Source organism: Campylobacter sp. IFREMER_LSEM_CL1085 (genome assembly GCF_025772235.1).
GTDB lineage: Bacteria > Campylobacterota > Campylobacteria > Campylobacterales > Campylobacteraceae > Campylobacter_D > Campylobacter_D lari_D.
Window position 1 is genome coordinate 29,563 of the sequence record NZ_JAKMRU010000013.1, and the last position, 19,907, is coordinate 49,469.

The 19,907-nt window shown below is 29.4% G+C and carries 18 protein-coding genes and 1 tRNA gene; 7 read left to right on the plus strand and 12 right to left on the minus strand.

What is annotated here, in order from left to right:
- Positions 1-15: 15 nt before the first annotated feature.
- Genes L8W56_RS06310 through L8W56_RS06320 form a run of 3 tightly spaced genes read right to left on the minus strand, consistent with a single transcriptional unit; the run spans position 16 to position 4,059 of the window.
- Positions 16-1,350: a sodium-dependent transporter gene (locus tag L8W56_RS06310; protein WP_133319885.1), complete on the minus strand. Its 1,335-nt coding sequence runs from the start codon at positions 1,348-1,350 to the stop codon at positions 16-18.
- 9 nt (positions 1,351-1,359) lie between these two features.
- Positions 1,360-2,697: a sodium-dependent transporter gene (locus tag L8W56_RS06315; protein ID WP_263659755.1), complete on the minus strand. Its 1,338-nt coding sequence runs from the start codon at positions 2,695-2,697 to the stop codon at positions 1,360-1,362.
- Between the two features lie 9 nt (positions 2,698-2,706).
- Positions 2,707-4,059 carry a sodium-dependent transporter gene (locus L8W56_RS06320; protein WP_263659756.1) on the minus strand — a complete coding sequence of 451 codons (1,353 nt, stop codon included), beginning with the start codon at positions 4,057-4,059 and terminating at the stop codon, positions 2,707-2,709.
- Positions 4,060-4,253: 194 nt separating this feature from the next.
- Here L8W56_RS06320 and L8W56_RS06325 point away from each other — a divergent pair, with 194 nt between their 5' ends.
- The 4 genes from L8W56_RS06325 to L8W56_RS06340 all read left to right on the plus strand — a co-directional run bounded on the left by L8W56_RS06325 (position 4,254) and on the right by L8W56_RS06340 (position 6,517).
- Positions 4,254-4,577, plus strand: a complete 324-nt coding sequence (locus L8W56_RS06325; RefSeq protein WP_012661906.1) for a F0F1 ATP synthase subunit C — start codon at positions 4,254-4,256, stop codon at positions 4,575-4,577.
- Positions 4,578-4,606: 29 nt separating this feature from the next.
- A tRNA-Leu gene (locus L8W56_RS06330) sits at positions 4,607-4,692 on the plus strand.
- Positions 4,693-4,722: 30 nt separating this feature from the next.
- Complete coding sequence (locus L8W56_RS06335) at positions 4,723-5,157, plus strand: hypothetical protein (protein WP_263659757.1); 435 nt, start codon at positions 4,723-4,725, stop codon at positions 5,155-5,157.
- 64 nt (positions 5,158-5,221) lie between these two features.
- Positions 5,222-6,517 carry a methyl-accepting chemotaxis protein gene (locus L8W56_RS06340; RefSeq protein WP_263659758.1) on the plus strand — a complete coding sequence of 432 codons (1,296 nt, stop codon included), beginning with the start codon at positions 5,222-5,224 and terminating at the stop codon, positions 6,515-6,517.
- Between the two features lie 11 nt (positions 6,518-6,528).
- Here L8W56_RS06340 and L8W56_RS06345 read toward each other — a convergent pair whose 3' ends face one another.
- From L8W56_RS06345 to L8W56_RS06385, 9 genes are all read right to left on the minus strand, one after another.
- Positions 6,529-7,692 (minus strand): metal-dependent hydrolase, encoded by a 1,164-nt coding sequence (locus L8W56_RS06345; RefSeq protein WP_263659759.1) that lies wholly within the window; start codon positions 7,690-7,692, stop codon positions 6,529-6,531.
- The gene (locus L8W56_RS06350) at positions 7,689-8,591 is read right to left on the minus strand and encodes an NAD(P)H-dependent glycerol-3-phosphate dehydrogenase (RefSeq protein ID WP_133319694.1); all 903 of its coding nucleotides are present in this window, start codon (positions 8,589-8,591) and stop codon (positions 7,689-7,691) included. Before L8W56_RS06350 ends, L8W56_RS06345 begins: the two co-directional genes overlap by 4 nt.
- A 2-nt stretch (positions 8,592-8,593) precedes the next feature.
- On the minus strand, positions 8,594-10,012 hold the full coding sequence (gene gatB / locus L8W56_RS06355; RefSeq protein ID WP_133319695.1) for an Asp-tRNA(Asn)/Glu-tRNA(Gln) amidotransferase subunit GatB: 1,419 nt from the start codon (positions 10,010-10,012) through the stop codon (positions 8,594-8,596).
- 123 nt (positions 10,013-10,135) lie between these two features.
- The gene (locus tag L8W56_RS06360; protein WP_133319696.1) at positions 10,136-10,816 is read right to left on the minus strand and encodes a F0F1 ATP synthase subunit A; all 681 of its coding nucleotides are present in this window, start codon (positions 10,814-10,816) and stop codon (positions 10,136-10,138) included.
- Positions 10,817-10,878: 62 nt separating this feature from the next.
- Positions 10,879-12,387, minus strand: coding sequence for a phytoene desaturase family protein (locus L8W56_RS06365; protein ID WP_263659760.1), 1,509 nt, complete (start codon positions 12,385-12,387; stop codon positions 10,879-10,881).
- The gene (radA, locus tag L8W56_RS06370; RefSeq protein WP_258108000.1) at positions 12,378-13,718 is read right to left on the minus strand and encodes a DNA repair protein RadA; all 1,341 of its coding nucleotides are present in this window, start codon (positions 13,716-13,718) and stop codon (positions 12,378-12,380) included. Before radA ends, L8W56_RS06365 begins: the two co-directional genes overlap by 10 nt.
- A 41-nt stretch (positions 13,719-13,759) precedes the next feature.
- Positions 13,760-15,598, minus strand: a complete 1,839-nt coding sequence (locus tag L8W56_RS06375; RefSeq protein ID WP_263659761.1) for a motility associated factor glycosyltransferase family protein — start codon at positions 15,596-15,598, stop codon at positions 13,760-13,762.
- Positions 15,599-15,642: 44 nt separating this feature from the next.
- Positions 15,643-16,509, minus strand: coding sequence for a signal recognition particle-docking protein FtsY (ftsY, locus tag L8W56_RS06380; RefSeq protein ID WP_263659762.1), 867 nt, complete (start codon positions 16,507-16,509; stop codon positions 15,643-15,645).
- Positions 16,509-17,054, minus strand: coding sequence for a TlpA family protein disulfide reductase (locus L8W56_RS06385; RefSeq protein ID WP_133319700.1), 546 nt, complete (start codon positions 17,052-17,054; stop codon positions 16,509-16,511). Before L8W56_RS06385 ends, ftsY begins: the two co-directional genes overlap by 1 nt.
- Before the next feature lie 66 nt (positions 17,055-17,120).
- Here L8W56_RS06385 and L8W56_RS06390 point away from each other — a divergent pair, with 66 nt between their 5' ends.
- Genes L8W56_RS06390 through L8W56_RS06400 form a run of 3 tightly spaced genes read left to right on the plus strand, consistent with a single transcriptional unit; the run spans position 17,121 to position 19,799 of the window.
- Entirely contained in the window at positions 17,121-17,750 is a 630-nt protein-coding gene (locus L8W56_RS06390; RefSeq protein ID WP_263659763.1) for a 5-formyltetrahydrofolate cyclo-ligase, read from the plus strand.
- Positions 17,674-19,227 (plus strand): ribonuclease Y, encoded by a 1,554-nt coding sequence (gene rny / locus L8W56_RS06395; protein ID WP_263659764.1) that lies wholly within the window; start codon positions 17,674-17,676, stop codon positions 19,225-19,227. The genes L8W56_RS06390 and rny overlap by 77 nt, the downstream gene beginning before the upstream one ends.
- An 8-nt stretch (positions 19,228-19,235) precedes the next feature.
- The gene (locus L8W56_RS06400; RefSeq protein ID WP_133319703.1) at positions 19,236-19,799 is read left to right on the plus strand and encodes a DedA family protein; all 564 of its coding nucleotides are present in this window, start codon (positions 19,236-19,238) and stop codon (positions 19,797-19,799) included.
- Positions 19,800-19,907: the final 108 nt, after the last annotated feature.

Below are 19,907 nucleotides of genomic sequence, written 5' to 3' on the forward strand. Positions count from 1 at the left end.
TCTTAAAAAATAAATTTATAAAATTTGATTTAACATAATGATAATAATCGCAATAGGTGCAACAAATCTAAGTAAAAAATACCATACTTCAAAAATACTTCTACTCATAAACTTAGAAAATAAATTGTAAATTTTTATTTTTTCCACAAAAAATCCTACGAAAATAGCACTTGCAATAGCTCCAAGTGGGAGCATAAAATTAGAAGTTAATTTATCTAAAATATCAAAAAAACTTAAACCAAAAAAACTAAAGCTAGCCCCATAATTAGCACTAAAAGATAAAATACAACTCATTCCCAAAAGAAAGACTACAAAGCCTATAAAAACCAAAGCTTTTTTTCTTGAAATTTTATATTCATTTACAAGATAAAAAGTAAAAGGTTCTATCATAGAAACTGCTGAAGTAATCCCTGCAAAAAATAAAGCTAAGAAAAAATAAAAAGCTAAAAAATGTCCAAAGATAGCACCTAAATTAGAAAATAAAGTTGTTAAAGATATAAATACAAGCCCAGCTCCTTCTGCAGGATTAGCATTAAATTTAAATATAAAAGTAAATACAATAAGTCCCATCATCAAACCTATACTGATATTTAAAAGCACAATTATGGCCGAACTTGTAATTAAATTTGTATCGTCTTTTAAGGAGGCTGCATAAGTGGTAATACAACCTATACCTAAACATAAAGTAAAAAAAGCAAGACCTAAAGCTGTTAAAACAGAGTTTAAACTAAGCTTGGTAAAATCAGGATAAAACAAATAAACAAAAGCTTCCTTAAAACCATCTTGAAAAAAACAATATACTAGCATTAAAACAAGCATAATAAACAAACTTGGCATAATCCAAACATTAAGTTTTTCTATACCGCTTTTAACCCCTCTTGAAACAACAAACAAGGTAAGAAAAAAAGCAATTAAAAAATACAAACTACTTTCTAAAATACTATTTTGTATTAAATTTCCAAATAAAGCTCCTGCTTCTTGAGTATTGCTAGGTAGATAATAAATCGAAGTTATCATGTATTTTAAAACCCAACCCATAATAACAAGATAAAAAGATAATACAAAAATTCCACCGAGCATAAAAAATCCAGCAAATTTCCATTTTTGAGCATATTTAGTTGCTAAGCTTTTATAAGCATTTACAGGATCACTCTGACTTAATCTTCCCATAGCAATTTCAGCCAAAAATACACAAAATCCTATACTAATAGTCAAAAGTAAATACAAAAGTACAAAAGCAAAACCACCATTTTGGCCTACTAAGGTTGGAAATTTCCAAGCATTTCCAAGCCCTATAGCTCCACCTGCTACTGCTAACACAAAACCTATTTTAGAAAATTTATCATTCATTTTAACACCTTAGAAAAAAAGCTGTCTGGCCATGATTAAAATAACCGCTAATGGAGAAATGTATCTTAAAAAGATATACCAAATTTCAAAATATATCCCACGCATAAATGGGTAAAATAAAGTTTGTAAAGCTTCTTTTTTAAGCACAAAACCCACAAAAAATGCTGTAATTAAAGCAGAAATTGGCATTAATAAATTTTGTATGAAAAAGTCTAAAATATCAAAAAAACTTTTCCCAAAGAAATTTAAACTTGATGCACTTACATGATAAAAAGAAAGTATAGATAAACTTCCAAGAAAATAAACAATCATACCCACAAAAACCAAAGCTTTTTTTCTTGAAATTTGATAACGATTTATAAGATAAAAAGTAAAAGGTTCTATCATAGAAATAGCCGAAGTAATCCCTGCAAAAAATAAAGCTATAAAAAAGGCTATGGCTAAAACATTTCCCAAAAATCCTAACTTTGCAAAAAGCGTTGTTAATGATATAAATATAAGTCCTGGACCTTGTTGAGTAGGATCGGCTCCGAATTCAAATATAAAAGTAAATACAATAAGTCCCATCATCAAACCAATGATAGTATTAATAATGATAATATTTAAAGCACTGCTTATAAAATTTGTTTTATCAGGCAAGCTTGCTGCATAAGTTAAAATCACACATACACCCAAAGACATACTAAAAAATGCAAGCCCTAGTGCGTCTAATATAGAATTAACACTTAATTTTGAAAAATCAGGTACAAATAAAAACTCACTTGCTTTAGAAAAACCATCCATACTAAAAGAATATCCAAGCATTAAAATAAGCAGTATAAATAAGCTTGGCATCATCCAAACATTGAGTTTTTCTATACCACTTTTAACACCTTTTGATACTACATAAAAAATTACCATAAACACAAAAGTAAAACATATAAATTGAGATAAAACATCATTAGAAAGTAAATTTCCAAAAATAGCGCCTGCTTCTTTTGTATCTTTAGGTAATTCAAAAAACCCAAAATAAGCATATTTTGCTATCCAACCTATAACAACACTATAAAAAGACACTAAAATAATAGCACCAAGCATAAAAAATCCCGCAAATGACCATGCCTTTTTATTTTTTGGCGCTAAAGTATAATAAGCATTTACAGGATCTTTTTCACTAAGTTTTCCTATGCTAAGTTCAGCCAAAAATATCACAAAAGCCACACCCAAGGTTAAAAGTAAATATACCACCACAAAAGCTGAACCGCCATTGTTACCCACTAAAGTTGGAAATTTCCAAGCATTTCCAAGTCCAACAGCTGAACCTGCTACCGCTAATACAAAGCCTATTTTAGAAAATTTTTCATTCATCTTTTAACCTTAAAAAAATAATTGTTTTGCCATGATTAAAATCACAGCTAAAGGCGAGATATATCTTACAAAAAAATACCAACACTCAAAGTATTTACCCCTCATATAAGGATAAAATAAAGTTTGTAAAGCTTCTTTTTTAAGCACAAAACCTACAAAGATTGCACCAAATAATCCACCTAAAGGCATCATTAAATTTGAAGCAATAAAATCTAATATATCAAAAAAACTTTTTCCAAAAAATTCTAAAGAATCTTTACTCCACTCAATTCCTGATAAAATACACAAACTTCCCAAAAAATACACAATGAAAGCTATAAAAATCAAAGCTTTTTTTCTTGTAAAATTATAAGAATTGATTAAATAAAAGGTTAAAGGTTCTACCATGGAAACTGCTGAAGTAATCCCTGCAAAAAACAAAGCTATAAAAAAAGCCACAGCTAAAATATTTCCTAAAGGTAAAAAGCCAATTGGGTCAATATTTGAAAACAAACTCATCAAAGATACAAAAATCAAGCCTGGGCCTTGTTGAGCTGGATCTCCATTAAATTCAAATATGAAAGTAAATACAATAAGTCCCATCATAATACCAATAATAATATTAATAATGATAATGTTAATAGTGCTTGTAATAAAATTTGTTTTATCAGATAAACTTGCAGAATAAGTTATAATCGAACCAACTCCAATAGATAAAGAAAAACAAGCAAGCCCTAATGCACTTAAAAATGCTCCTACACTAAGCTTAGAAAAGTCCGGAGAAAATAAAAACTCACTTGCTTTAGAAAAACCATCCATACTAAAAGAATATCCAAGCATTAAAATAAGCAGTATAAATAAGCTTGGCATCATCCAAACATTGAGTTTTTCTATACCACTTTTAACACCTTTTGATACTACATAAAAAATTACCATAAACACAAAAGTAAAACATATAAATTGAGATAAAACATCATTAGAAAGTAAATTTCCAAAAATAGCGCCACTTTCTTCTATACTTTTTGGTAAAGGAAAAAACCCAAAATAAGCATACTTAACAATCCATCCTATTATCACGCTATAAAAAGAAACAATCAAAATAGCACCTATTAAAGAAAAACCAACTATAGACCAAGCTCTTTTATGTTTTGGAGCTAAAGTATAATAGGCATTTACAGGATCTTTTTCACTAAGTTTTCCTATGCTAAGTTCAGCCAAAAATATTACAAACCCTACCCCCAAAGTCAAAAGCAAATATAAAAGTACAAAAGCTGAACCTCCATTTTGTCCTACCAAAGTTGGAAATTTCCAAGCATTTCCAAGTCCAACAGCTGAACCTGCTACCGCTAATACAAAGCCTATTTTAGAAAATTTTTCATTCATAAAGATAACCTTAAATTTATAAAACTATAAAAATTTTTAATGTAGCTAAAAAAAACTTTAATTTATTTTAAAATATATAATATTAATTTAAATTTCAATAATTTTAAAGTTATATTTGTATATAATTTCGCTTTTATAAATCACGAGTAGGGATACGCAAGCCGAAAGGATTTAAATTTTTACAAGGAAAAACTATGAAAAAAATCGTATTTTTAATGCTAGCTTTAAGCGGTTTTGCATTTGCAGCTGAAGGTTCTATGAATCAATGGTTAGCTTCTTTTTCTATCTTAGCAGCAGGTTTAGGACTTGGTGTTGCAGCTTTAGGTGGAGCTATCGGTATGGGTAATACTGCAGCAGCAACTATAGCAGGTACTGCTAGAAACCCTGGTCTTGGTGGTAAATTAATGACTACTATGTTTATTGCTTTAGCGATGATTGAAGCTCAAGTTATTTATGCACTTGTTATTGCTCTTATCGCTCTTTATGCTAATCCATTCCAAGCATTAGTAGCAGCTTAAAATTTTCAAAGCCCTCTTGTGGGGCTTATGCGGTTATGGTGGAATTGGTAGACACGCCATCTTGAGGGGGTGGTGCGCTCAGCGTGTGCGAGTTCAAATCTCGCTAACCGCACCATTTTTATTTTTTAAGGATTATCAAAACAAAATGACTTTCTATATTTTAGTCAGTGCAATAGCTTTTTTAATTCTTTTTTTTGCCATAAAAAAATATACTCTAAAACTAGATGAACAAGCCTTACTTGAACCTATTAAAAATGATATTTATCCTGAATTTTGTGATCTAATTAACGAAGAGATAAGAAATATAAAAAATAATCTTTTGCAAAATACCTTTACACTCCAAGATGAAAATTATAAAGATGAATTTTTAGAGAATTTAAGCAATATGAGTAGAAAACTTAATCATATCCAAACAATGAATTTAAGTAAAAGAAATAATGCTTTGTGGGAAGAAACACTTTTTGGATTTTTAAAAGAGCTTGAAGAACTTAACAAACAATATCTAAATGACAATGAGAAAATTAACGATGAAATAAGAAATTCTCTCCAAGAAAAATTTTATAATTTAACAAAAAGCTAATATAAACAAATTATTTATTTTAAAAAGCACTATATAATTCCGAATTATTTTATAAAGGGGTTTTATGTTTATCAACAAGAAAAAAATTAATGAACAAATTACTCAATTAGAGCAATCTAATCAAGCTTTTCAAGATATACTTAATGCTATTAGCAAAACTATGGCCATGATAGAATTTCAAACAGATGGAACTATTATTAATGCTAATGAAAATTTTCTAAAAACTATGAATTACTCTTTAAATGAAATCAAAGGTAAACACCATAGTATGTTTTGTTTACCAGAGGTTGTAAAGTCGCAACGCTATGTTGATTTTTGGAGAGATTTAAAAAGTGGTATATCAAGAAATGGACTTTTTAGACGTATTGCAAAAGGCGGGAAAGATATTTATCTTGAAGCCAATTATCTTCCTATTTTAGATCAAAATAATGAAGTGTATAAGGTTATTAAATTTGCAAATGACATTACTCAAAGAAACTATGAAATGCTTGATCTAAAAAACACCATAGATGCTGCTAATCGTTCTATGGCTATTATTGAATTTAATCCTTATGGAGAGATTTTAAATGCTAATGAAAACTTCACTCAAACCATGGGTTATTCACTAAGTGAAATCAAAGGAAAACACCATAGTATGTTCTGCGAGGAAAAATTTAGAAATTCCAAAGAATATACAATTTTTTGGGAAGAGCTAAGAAGTGGTAAATTTCAATCAGGAAAATTCATACGCTTTGGTAAAAACAACAAACTAATCCATTTAGAAGCAAGTTATAATCCTATCAAAAATGATGATGGAGAAATTTACAAAGTTATTAAATTTGCAACAGATATTACCGAACAAGTTGTAAGAGATGAGGAAAAATTAAAGCTCATTAGTGAATTAGCTGAACAAAATGATAATCTCACTCAAGAGGGCGATAGTGTTATAGAAAATACGGTTCAAAATATTCAAGGCATTGCTGATATGATGAACAATAGTAGCAATCTCGTATCATCATTAAATGAGCAATCAGAAGAAATTAAAAATATTATTCAAACCATTAGCGATATAGCCGATCAAACCAATCTTTTAGCTCTAAATGCGGCTATTGAGGCAGCGCGTGCAGGTGAGCATGGTAGAGGTTTTGCTGTTGTTGCTGATGAAGTTAGAAATCTAGCTGAAAGAACTGGACATTCAGTAAATGAAATCACTACTACCATTAATTCTATCAGAAATGTAACAGCTGAAGTTGTACAAAGTATTAAAGATGGCTTAAGTGGCGTAAATCAAAGCGTGGATTTAGCCAAAGAAGCTAGAGAATGTATGGAAAAAATTAGAAATAGTTCAGCTCAAGTAGCTCAAGCTATGCAAGATAAATAAAAGTTTTTAGCTTAAAGGCTAAAAACTTTTCCTGCTATAAAACTTTTTTCTACCTTACCTTGCAAGATATCATTTGCATATAAACCTTCTCCATTAAAAGAAAGTTTTTCATCAAATATAACTAAATCAGCATCAAAACCAAGTTCTATTTTACCTTTATTTAATCCTAAAAATTGCGCTTGATTATAGCTTGTAAAATCACATAATTCTTTCCAAGTTAAGATACCTTCTTTTACTAAATATGTAAAACATAAACTCATATATATAGCTATGGCATTAACTCCAAAATCTGCTTCATCAAAAGCCAAATCTTTTTTAGTGTTAGGAGTATGCAAAGAACTTAAGAAAGTAATTTTCTTATCTTGAAGCAACTTTTTAAGATTTGTTGCCTCATCTTTTGTTCTTAATGGAGGTAAAATTTTTGCTTGAGTGTTAAAATTTTCACAAGTACTTTCATCTTTGATTAAATGATGGATTGAAATTTCACTATATTGATCATGCAATAATTCAAACGATCTTGCAATTGCTAAAGAGCTAAAACAAGCTTTGTTTTTATAAAATTCCACTAATTCTTTCATTTTTGCCACTTCACTAGTTTCAGCTATATCACTAATTCCTATAAGTCCTAATTCAAAGCTTATTTGTCCATCATTCATTACTCCATGATCGTCAAAACTCCCATCAAAACACTTTAAAAATACAGGGGTTGATTTCATATTGGCATATTGCATACATTGTCTTAAATAATTTGCTCCTAAAGTACTTGAAAGCTCTAAGCCTTTTGCGCCCATATCAATTAAGGTAGCAATATTTTTTAATTTTTCTGTTTTATCTAATACATTAATAGTAGGTAAAACATTAATATCTAAAGATTTTAATTTATCAAAATAAAGCGCATAGCCTTGAGTGTTAGCTTCTAAACTATCTTTTAAAACAATAGTCCCTACCCCACCTTTTAAGCATGCTTTTTCAAGATCATATAATTTATCTATACTAAATTCATTATCAAGCAAACTAACATTTAAATCAATAAACGAGGGAAGTAAAGTTTTGCCTTCTATATCAACAATATACTCATCATCATTTAAATCATTAGCAATTTGAGTAATTTTCCCATCTTCTATTTTAAGATCAAGCTTTTGCTCGCCATAAATTTTTGCATTTTTGATGATCATGATATTTCCTCCTTTGATGACATCAAATCTTTTAAAGATTCCCAAGCATTCTTACCCTCTAGCATTAAGACTACTTCGTTAACAATCGGGGTATAAATTTGAAATTGTTTCGATAAAGAATGTATAGCATAAGCAGTTTGCACTCCTTCAGCTACCTCGCCAAGTTCCATTAAAATATCTTTTATATTTTTGTCACTAGCCAAACTCAAACCTACTCTATAATTTCTTGATAAGTTACTTGAAGCTGTTAAAAATAAATCTCCAGCCCCACTAAGCCCTAAAAATGTTTCTTCTTTAGCATTAAAAAATTGTCCAAAGCGGTGCATTTCCACTAAACCTCTTGAAACTAAAGAAGCTCTTGCATTATTGCCTAAATTTAAACCATCGCAAACTCCACTTGCAATTGCTAAAACATTCTTATATGCACCACAAATTTCAGCGCCTTTAACATCAGAACTTGTATAGGTTTTAATATAATTTGGAAAAAAACTTGCAAATTGATTACAAAGCTCTTGATTTTTACCACTAACAACCAAAGCACAAGGTTTTTTTTCTAAAACTTCACTTGCAAAAGAAGGACCACTTAAAAAACAAAGTCTATCACTACTTATGAACTCACTAAAAACCTCATCCATAAATTTTAAACTTTTACAATCAATACCCTTAGAAGCTACAAGAATTTTTTGATTTAAATCTTTAAAATTATTTGCAAGCCATTCATGCATTCCTTGAGCATATAAAGCAAAAACTAAATATTCATATTCTAAAGCTTCTTTGGTACTAACAAAATAAGAAAGATCTTTTTCATGAAAAGAAGTTATTACGCATTCATTTTTAACGCTCAATGCATCATATAAAGCACTTCCCCATTTTCCTGCACCAACAACTGCTATTTTCATATTTAACCAAGTTTTGCTTTTAAAATTTCATTTACCTTAGCAGGATTAAATGCACCCTTACCTGCTTTCATTGCCTGACCGACAAAGAAACCAAAAAGTTTATCTTTACCACTTTTATATTCAGCTACTTTATCTTCATTGTTTGCTAAAATTTCATCAATAATCTTTTCAATAGCACCATCATCACTTACTTGTTTTAAACCAAGTTTTTCAATAGCATCATCAATTTCAACTTCTGTATTTTCAAATACATAAGCTAAAATATCCTTACCTGCTTTAGCGCTAATAACACCTTCTTCTATACGTTTGATCAAAACAGCTAATTTTTCTTGTTTTATAGGTGAGTTTTCTATAGTCAATTCGCCTTTTAGAAGCCCCATTAACTCTGTTGTAAGCCAAGTAACACAAAGTTTTGGATTTAATTTTTGATTAATTAGATACTCAAAATATCTACAAAGCTCTAATGAAGAAACAATCACTTCACTATCACTTTCTTTAATGCCCAATTCACTCACAAATCTAGCTTTTTTCTCATCAGGAAGTTCAGGTATATCTTGATTTAGCATTTCATCATCTAAAATTACAGGTAAAAGATCAGGATCAGGGAAATATCTATATTCAGCAGAATCTTCCTTACCTCTCATACTTCTAGTAACTAAATTAACCGTATCAAATAATCTTGTTTCTTGCACAACTTCTTGATCGTATTTTCCATCTTCCCAAGCTTCACTTTGGCGTTTTACTTCATACTCAATCGCCTTTTGAATAAAACGGAATGAATTTAAATTTTTAATCTCCACTCTAGTATAAAGCTTATCATCACCCTTTGGACGAATACTAACATTAGCATCACATCTAAAACTACCTTCTTGCATATTTGCATCTGAAATATCTAAAAATCTTATAATAGAATGTAATTTTTTCAAATAAGCCACTGCTTCATCGGAACTTCTAAGTTCAGGTTCACTGACAATTTCAAGCAAAGGCGTGCCTGCCCTATTTAAATCTACTTTTGAAAAATTACTCTCATGTATATTTTTTCCTGCATCTTCTTCTAAATGAGCCCTAGTGATACCTATGCGTTTATTTTCTCCATTTACATTGATAAATAACTCACCATTTTCCACTATAGGAATATCAAATTGCGAAATTTGATAAGCTTTTGGTAAATCAGGATAAAAATAATTTTTTCTATTAAAAATACTTTTTTTATTTATAGTTGCATTAACTGCTTTTCCAAATGCTATGGCTTTTTTTACCGCTTCTTGATTTAATACAGGTAAAGCACCTGGTAAAGCTAAACATGTTGGGCATACATTAGTATTTGATTTTTCTCCAAAAGAAGTCGCACATGAGCAAAAGATTTTTGTTTTTGTATTTAATTGTGCATGAACTTCAAGTCCTATAACAACTTCAAACATTAAAATTTTCCTTAGAATTTTTTGTTTATTCTAGCGTTTTTTATTTCAAAAAGAGTTTAAAAAAGAATAAAAGAAGAAGATTAAAAAAGAAAAAAGCAAAAAATATTTTTTGCTTTTTAAAAATTAATGATGCTCATCAACTACAGTTGCACCTGCTAAATAAACATAAGTTAAAATCATAAAAATAAAAGATTGTAAAAATGCCATAAAAGTTAAAAGCATATAAGCAGGCAATGGCGCAACCCAAGGCACAAGAGCTAAAATAACTGCTAAGAATAAATCATCTCCCTTGATATTACCAAATAAACGGAAAGATAAAGAAATAACTCTTGAAAAATGAGAAACCACTTCTATAGGAAACATCAAAGGTGCTAGAATTTTCACAGGTCCCATGAAATGTGCAAAATACTTAAAAAATCCTTGAGTTCTAATACCTTCAAAATGATAATACACAAATACTATAATAGCCAAAGAAGCACTAAAATTTAAACTTGCTGTTGGAGCTTCAAAACCAGGGATGATTCCTATGATATTACTAAAAAATACCATAAAACCTATAGTTGCAACTAAAGGTAAATATTTTCTAGCAGCTTCATCGCTACCCATAGTATCCCTACCCATGCTTAAAATGCCTTCCATATAAGCTTCAGCCAAATTCTGACTACCTCTTGGGACAATTTGCATAGATCTTGTAGCAAGTTTTGCTAAAATCAAAGAAATCACAACCACTATACCCAAATGAAAAAAGTATGCAAAAGTGTGGCTAGAATCTATAAAAGAACTAAATAAAAATAAATCTTTCATTAAAAATCCTTAGCAGAATAAATATTTCAAAGCTAATATTATAAAAAAAAATTGCTTATATTTTAATGAAAATTCATTTTATTAGCACAAAAATATCCACCCAAAATTGCACCTGTAAAACCACCTCCAGGAAATATAAAAGCATTAGCAAAATATAAATTTTCTATACTTTTACTTTTATAATGCAATCTATATTTAACCCCTTCTTGATCTTGAGAAAATCCATAAATTGTACCCTCGTAAGCTTTAGTATATCTTTGTATAGTTTTTGGCGTGGCTAATTCTTGATGGATTAAGTGTGAACTTAAATTTGGAAAAATCTCATCTAGTCTTTGCACTATGGCTTTTAATACTTCTTCTTTTTTAACTTTATAATCTTGCTTATTTAAATCCCACTCTTGATAATTTGAGCTAAAAGCTACAACACCTATGTATTTATCGCTAGCCAAGCCACTATCAACCTTAGAATAATTCACAAAAGCCATAGGCCTTTGTTTAATATCTAGTTTTAAAATATTAGTGTTTTCATATGAACTATTTAAAAAATCATCTTCAAATATAAAATTACAATAATCCATATTTTCATAAATTTTAGAAATATCTTTATCATAAATAAAATAAGCGCTCACTAAAGAACAAGCACGCTTTTTAGATTCTATTGCTTTGATTTCTTGGGTTAAATTTAACTCTTTAAGCAAGTCTTTATATACGATTAAAGGATCGCAATTTGCGATGATATTTTGCGCATGGATGGTATGTTTTTGATTATTTTGAATGTATTCTACTCCATAAGCTTTTTGTTCTTTTGTGAGTATTTTAACAACTTCAGCCTTAGCTAAAACCTGCCCTTGATTTTCTTTGATAACCTCAGCCAAAGCATCACTTAAAGCTTGTGAGCCACCTTTAATATACACCCCACCATCATAATAATGCTTTTGAGCAATGCCATGAAAACTGAAAATAAATTCTTTACTATCATGATGATAATAACTCATATTTGCATTTAAAATCTTTTTTAGCTTATCATTTTTAATATAAGCATTTAAAACATCATAAACTTTTTTATTAAACAATCTATTTTTAATAAATATCCAAGCAGTGTCAAAAGGAAACAACAATAACTCACTTAATTTTAAATCCCAAGGAAATCTTCGAATAGCATAAGCTTGCGTTTTTATAGCTTTAAAATATTTATCTATACCTTTGCACTCTTGCGGAAATTCTTTTTTCAAAACTTCTTTTACTTTTTCTATACCATGAGGTAAAGTTAGATTATAATTTTTACTTTTAATACTCCATGCACTTGGTAAAGGTAAAATTTCAATTTTATCCTTTATACCAAGTTTTTCAAAAACCAAATGCTTCATATCAGTTTTTGCTTCACCTAGGTCCATCTCATGAAGTCCCGCATCAATTAAAGCGCCTTTTCTTTTAAAACAAGTAGCACAACCACCAATTAAAGAATGCTGTTCTAAAACTAAAACCCTTTTTCCATTTTTAGCTAAAAAAGCGCCTGCACTTAAGCCTCCAAGTCCCGAACCTATAATGATTACATCAAATTTTACATCCATTCTAAAACCTCACGCAATTCTTTAGCTACAAAACATTTTAAGCCAAGTTCCTCCATAGGTTTTACAGGTACTATGGCATTTTTAAATTTTTGCATTTTAGCTTCTTTCAAACGCACATCAAGTGAAAATACTTCTTTGATTTCACCATTTAAACTAAGCTCACCCACAAAAACACTATCTTTACTCAAAGGGCGGTTTTTAAAACTTGAAATAATTGCTGCAACCACCGCTAAATCCGCTGCAGTTTCACTGATTTTTACCCCACCACTTACATTAATAAAAACATCATAATGCCCCAAGGGAATTTCAAGCTTTCTCTCTAGTAAAGCTATAAGCATATCTAAACGATTTTTTTCATAGCCTGTTGCACTACGCTTTGGATAAGCACTCTCACAAACTAAGGCTTGAATTTCTAGCACTAAAGCTCTGCTTCCTTCCATCACTACACTCAAAGCGCTACCACTTACTGCCTTACCACGCGTAAAAAATCTATTAGCTATATCTTTAGCACTAATCAAGCCCTTGGAAGTCATTTCAAAAATACCAACTTCGGAAATATTTCCAAAACGATTTTTAAAGCCTCTTAAAATTCTTATTTCTTTATTGGCATCGCCTTCAAAATAAAGCACTACATCTACCATATGCTCTAAAATTCTAGGTCCAGCTATAGCCCCATCTTTAGTGATATGTCCTATGATAAAAGTGCTAATATTATTGGCCTTAGAATAGCGCATTAATTCAAAAGTAATTTCTCTAACTTGAGTGATACTACCTGCTGCTGAAGTAATTTTATTAGAATATAAAGTTTGAATAGAATCAATAATTAAAATTTCATAATCTTTTTTAGAAAGCTCGCTTAAAATATCTTCTAAGCAAAGTTCAGTAAGTAAAAATAAATTCTCACAATTTGCATTTAAACGATCCGCACGCAGTTTGATTTGAGATTTACTCTCCTCGCCACTTACATAAAGCACTTTTTTACCACTTTTAGCCAAATTCGAAGCAATTTTTAATAAAAGTGTGGATTTTCCAACCCCAGGTGAACCCCCAATTAACACCAAAGAACCCACAACAAGCCCACCACCTAAAACTAAATCAAGCTCATTATCATCAGTGCTAATGCGTGTGAAATTTTCTGCTATAACATCATTTATACATACTGCAGAACTTGGGGTGTTTGAGAGTGAATTTAACTCTTTTAAAACCTTAATTTGTTCTTGCTTTAGCTCAACAAAACTATCCCAAGAACCACATTCAGGACATTTGCCCAGCCATTTACTTTGTTGATTTCCACAAGCTTGACATTCAAATAAAATGTGTTTTTTAGCCATAAATATTACCTAAATTTTTAAAAAGATTATATATTTTATTTTTAAATATTATCTAGTTGTCTTTTTCGAATCTCATCTTTTAACGGATCTAAATGTTTATTTATCTCATCTTTTGCCATTTTTATATTTGCTATTAAAATTTCAAATAAAAATATATGATCTTTTACCCAAGCTATATTCTTATCAAACCATTCTTCATTAGTCCTTGGATTAATCACATAAATTCTTGCTAAATTAAATTCAAATTGCTGCAAAAAAGGTCTAATAAATTCATATAAAAAAGTTTTACAATACTCATCAAGCTTAGTTTTATAAAAATCTAAATTTTTTATACTTTGGATAATCAAACTCTTCTTATCTTCAAATACCTCCAAAGATTGAATTTTATTTTCTATTTGAATCAAATTTTCAAAATAAAGTTCAAATTCTTTAACAAATCTATCGCAAAACTCTAAATTATCATTAATTACTTTATAACTTTGCAATAACAAATCATCTTGAGCATTCTTATCTATTGGCGATGGTTTTTCAAAAGGCTTTGTTAAATTTTCATCTAAAAATTCTTCACAACACTCTTTAAATGGTTTTTCTATAGTGCCTTCTATCCTAGCTCCACCTTCTGTGGCATTATAAAATTTAAAACCTTTTTTATTAGCTATATAATTTTGTATAGTAAATCTGAATGTATTCCAAGTACTATGAGTAAAAACTTCGCCATACCCTCCATAAGCTGTAGATAATTCTTTTGTCATATTACTTTCATAACCTGCACCATAAATGTAATCTTTAGGATGCGAACTTCCATCTTCTCCATATGCTAAATCTTGACCTATAAAAATGATATTTTCATGATTAAAATCACACGCTAATTGCAAGGCATTATAAGCAACAGTTCCTCCAGATGGAGATTTTCCAAAATCAAACAAATTTAATTTATTAAAAAATATAGTAGGATATGGGATTAATAAAAATTTTCTATCAGTATTTTCTAAATATTTTATTGTTAAAGGATGTACTAAAGATAACAATATAAATACAATATTCTCATCTATATTTTCATAATTTTGTTTTAATAATTCAGATGTTACTTTAGTTCTTTCACTCATTAAAACAAAATCGGGCTTAATATTATTTTTTGCTAATATAGAATAAGCACTATCAACACAAAATATACTAAATTTATCTTGATATTGTTTTAGTAAAGGAAGTTGCTTACTTAAAGATGGGCCAGTAGAAACTATAATAGCTGATTTAACTTTTTTGTTTCGCATAAGCCATAAATTTTTCAAGGGAGGATTTTTTATCATATTTGGTAAATTATAAATATATTGCACTAAACCTTGCAAAGAATCTTTAATATCATTACCTTGATGCAAAATAATAATTTTTAAAATTTCTGAAATTTTTTTGTTTAATTTGAGAATGTTATTTTCAAATTTTTCATAGTACTCATTATGTATGTGCATATCATATATTCTTAAAAAATTGTAAAAAGGTTTTATATAAAGTAAATACTCTAAATCTTGATTTGAAATTTCACTATTTAAAATGATTATTTTTCGCTCTTTTAATTCGTTCGAAAAATCTAAAACACTAAACACACTATATAACAATTCTAAATCATCTTCAAAAACAACTATATGCTTTAAATTTGGATTATTCAGTAGGCATTTATACAAAACACCACTACCAAAACCATAAAAATATAAAACAGGATATAGTAGATATTTATTTTGATATAAAGCAATGGTTTCTTCTAAATATTTTTTTGGGTTTTTATATAAATATTCTCCATTTTGATTTATCCAATTTAGCTGATCTACCCCCCCCCTATTATCCATCACCCAAGTGCTACTGTGTTTTTGCTTTAATTTTTCCATCAAGTAAGGATTATTTAGTGCGGATAAATTTTTTAAAAAAAAGCTCATTTATACATCGGTTCCAATATAGCTTCTAAATAGTCTTTAATACTAAATTCACATAAATCTTGCATTTTTTCCCCTACTCCTACATATAAAATAGGAAGTTCAAGCTCTCTTGCTATGCTAAATAAAGCTCCACCTTTGGCAGTTCCATCAAGTTTTGTAATAATCACTCCATCAAGTTTTACTAAATCATTAAAAGCTTTTGCCTGCAAAATTCCTGCCACACCTTGAGTGCCATCAAGTACAAGGATTTTTCTATGAGGAGCTCCTTGCATAGCTTTATCACTTATGCGGACAATTTTTTCAAGCTCATTAGCAAGATTTTTTTGATTTTGCAAGCGTCCTGCTGTATCTAAAATAACCCTATCATAGTTTTTTGCCAAAGCTTTAGAAATAGCATCATAAGCAACTGCCGAAGGATCATGTCCTTGTGAAGTAGCTATGATATCTATATTTAATTTTTGTGCCCATAATTTTAACTGCTCTATGGCTCCTGCTCTAAAAGTATCACAAGCCCCAAGTATAACTTTTTCACCATTTTCTTTATGCAAATGTGCCATTTTAGCAATGCTTGTAGTCTTACCTACCCCATTTACACCTAAAATCAAATCCACAAAAGGCTTAGCATTAGCAAGTTCAGGCTTATCATAAATAAAATAAGTCCCCATAACACGCTCTAAATCAGCCTTTTTAACCTCATCACTTGGAGGAAGATAATAAATAATCTCTTCAACTATCTCATACGCCACATCAGCTTCTAAAAGCATTTCTTCAAGCAAATCTTTAGTAATAATTTTATTTGAAGCCTTAACTAAATGAATACTTTCTAAGGTTTTTTTCAAACCATTTTTTAAAAATCCAAACATTACATTATCGCTTTTTGTATATCTATATCTAACATTTCTTCAGGAATTAAACCTAAATACTCTTTAACTTTTTCGCCCTTTGCATTAAATAAAACCATTGTTGGAATAGAGCTGATATTTAAAACTTTAGAAAAAATAAAACTATTCTCTCCTAAAACCGAAGAAAAATTCATCTTTTCTTTTTGTATAAACTCCAATAATTCTTGTTTTTTATCTTCTTCTAAAAAAAGCGCTATGACTTCAAATCTATCTTGATATTTTTTATTTAAATTATTTAAATGTGGAATTTCAGCTTTGCATGGCTCACACCAACTTGTAAAAAATACAAACAACTTAGCTTTTGCTGTATCATCAAAATTAAATTCTTGTTCATGGTATTTCACATACATTTTTCTACCATCTAAAAATTTCAAAGTAAAATCAGTATTTTCACTTTGACTTAAACTTGCATTATCAGTATTTTCATTACTAGAATTTTCTTTATCACTTGAGCATGAAGTAAAAAAAATCATAGCAAAAATTGCTAAAAAAATTTTAAATTTCAAGTCATATCCTTATGATTTTTTAAGCTTAAAAGTATAACATAAAAAGTTAAAAAACCAAGGAAAGCTTTGATAAAAAATGACTTTAGAATAAAACAGAAATTTAAAATGAAATTAAAACTAAAATTTCAATACAAAAGAGATTTTTTAGTTTTTCAAGAAGTAAATAAAATTTTAAAATCTTGTAAAAATTATAAAAATATCCTTATATATATTCCTTTAAAATATGAAATTAATCTTTATAAATTCAGACATTTTTTAACAAAAAAATACCGAATTTTTGTTCCATTTATGCAAGATAAAAGTTTAAAGGTAGTAAAATTAAGGTTAACTCTTGATAAAAAGAGTTTTGGGGTATATGAACCAAAAGATTCTTTTTTGCAAACTCGTATAGATGTTGCAATCATCCCTGTTATAGGAGTAGATGCAAAATTAGGAAGAGTTGGTCATGGCCAAGGATTTTACGATAGGTTTTTTGAAAATATTTCTTATAAAAAACCTTTAGTTATTTTCACACAAATGATGGATGCAAAATCTCATCAAATTTTTAGTCAAGACCATGATATAAAAGGAAATTTTTATATAAACCCATATAAAAAATATTTTAGGAAAGTTAAAAACAATGATAGAAATATTAGTTGCATTAATAGCCGTTTTCATAGGCGGAGGGATTGGATATATAGTCGCCAAAAAGATTAATGATGCAAATTTCAATATCTTTTTAGAGCAAGCAAAAGCAAAAGCAAAAGCCATTGAATATGAAGCTGAGCTAACACTTAAAGATGCTAAAAATTCAGTTGCTGAGGCTGAATTTGCAGCAAAGAAAAAATTTGATGAAAAAATTCAAAAACTACAAAAAGAGCATTCTATTAAGCTAGAAGAACTCAACAAAAAAGAACAAAATCTTCATTATCAAGAAAAACTTCATGAAGAAAACAAAAACAAATTAGCAAAAGAGCAGCAAACTATAAAAGCTTTACATGAAGAAAATGAAAATTTAAAACAAAGCTACGAAATAAAGTTAAATGATGTTTTAAAAATTCTTGAACATTCAGCTGGTCTCACACAAGAAGAGGCAAAAAGCATAGTCTTACAAAAAGTAGAAGAAACCTCAAGAGCTGAAATTGCTCATATTGTTAGAAAATACGAAGAAGAGGCTAGAAATGAAGCCAAAAGAAAGGCTAATTTTATCTTAGCACAAGCTACTTCAAGATTTGCAGGAGAATTCGCTGCTGAAAGGTTGATCAATGTAGTAAATATCAAAAATGATGAGTTAAAAGGACGCATTATAGGTAAAGAAGGGAGAAATGTTAAAACCTTAGAAATGGTTTTGGGTGTTGATATTATCATAGATGATACGCCTGGAGCAATTATAGTAAGTTGTTTTAATCTTTATAGACGCGCCATTGCTACAAAGGTGATTGAACTTTTAGTTGAAGACGGTAGAATACAACCTGCAAAAATAGAAGAAATCCATGAAAAAGTTTGCAAAGAATTTGAAGATAATATCTTAGAAGAAGGTCAAACTATAGTAATGGATTTAGGACTTAATAATATCCATCCTGAAATTGTTAAATTAATAGGAAAATTAAGATATAGAGCAAGTTATGGACAAAATGCTCTAGCACACTCTTTGGAAGTAGCGCATTTAGCTGGAATCATAGCAGCTGAGTGTGGTGGCGATGAAAAACTAGCAAGAAGAGCTGGAATTTTACACGATATAGGCAAGGCTTTAACGCATGAATTTGAAGGTTCTCATGTAGATTTAGGAGCTGAACTTTGCAAAAGATACAAAGAACATCCTATAGTGATTAATGCGATTTATGCTCACCATGGACATGAAGAGGCTACAAGTATAGAATCAGCTGCAGTTTGTACAGCAGATACACTAAGCGCTGCACGCCCTGGAGCAAGGCGTGAGGTGCTTGAGGCCTTCTTGAAACGAGTTAGCGAACTTGAAGATATAGCAAAAAGTAAAGAAGGGGTTAAAAAAGCTTATGCTATTAATGCTGGTAGAGAAATTAGAGTTATTGTTAATGCAAAATTAGTCAATGATGATGAATCTGTGCTTTTAGCTAAAGAAATAGCTGAAGAAATTCAAGAAAAAGTTCAATACCCTGGTGAAATAAAAGTTAATGTCATCAGAGAGCTTAGAGCTGTTGATTTTGCAAGATAGGGTTTTTCATGCAAGAAATGATTGATAATCTTAGCACTTATGGTTATTTGATTTTATTTTTTTATTCTTTTGGTGGAGGAATGGTGGCCATACTTGCTGCCGGGGTACTTTGTGCAAGTTCAACTAAACTTGATTTGCATTTATGTATATTTTTAGCCTTTTTGGCTAATACCATAGGTTCAACCCTATTATTTATTCTAGGAAAATATTATAAAAAAGACATAATGCCTTATTTTAAAAATCATAGAAGAAAAATCGCTCTTGCTATGATAAAAATCAAAAAATATGGAGATTTACTTTTAGTAGTGCAAAAATTTATTTACGGGGTAAAAACTATCATTCCTATAGCAGCAGGCCTTTGCAAATTTAGCTTTGTAAGATTTTTTATCATCAATACCCTAGCTAGTTTAATTTGGGCTATAATACTTGGTTATGCTGGATTTATTTTTGGAAACACCTTAAAGGAGGCTTTTGAAATTTTTTCAAATCATCCTTATATAGCACCTGCCTTTATAATCACTTTAATTTTTATTATATGGTTATACTTATCACGCTTTTCTAAGAAAAAATGAATTTAAAATTCTCTATAAAAGATTCTTATGGAGAATTTTTAATTTTATTATTATGTTTTTTAGCAATTTTTAGCCTAAATCTCATTTATGAGTATAAAAAATACCAAA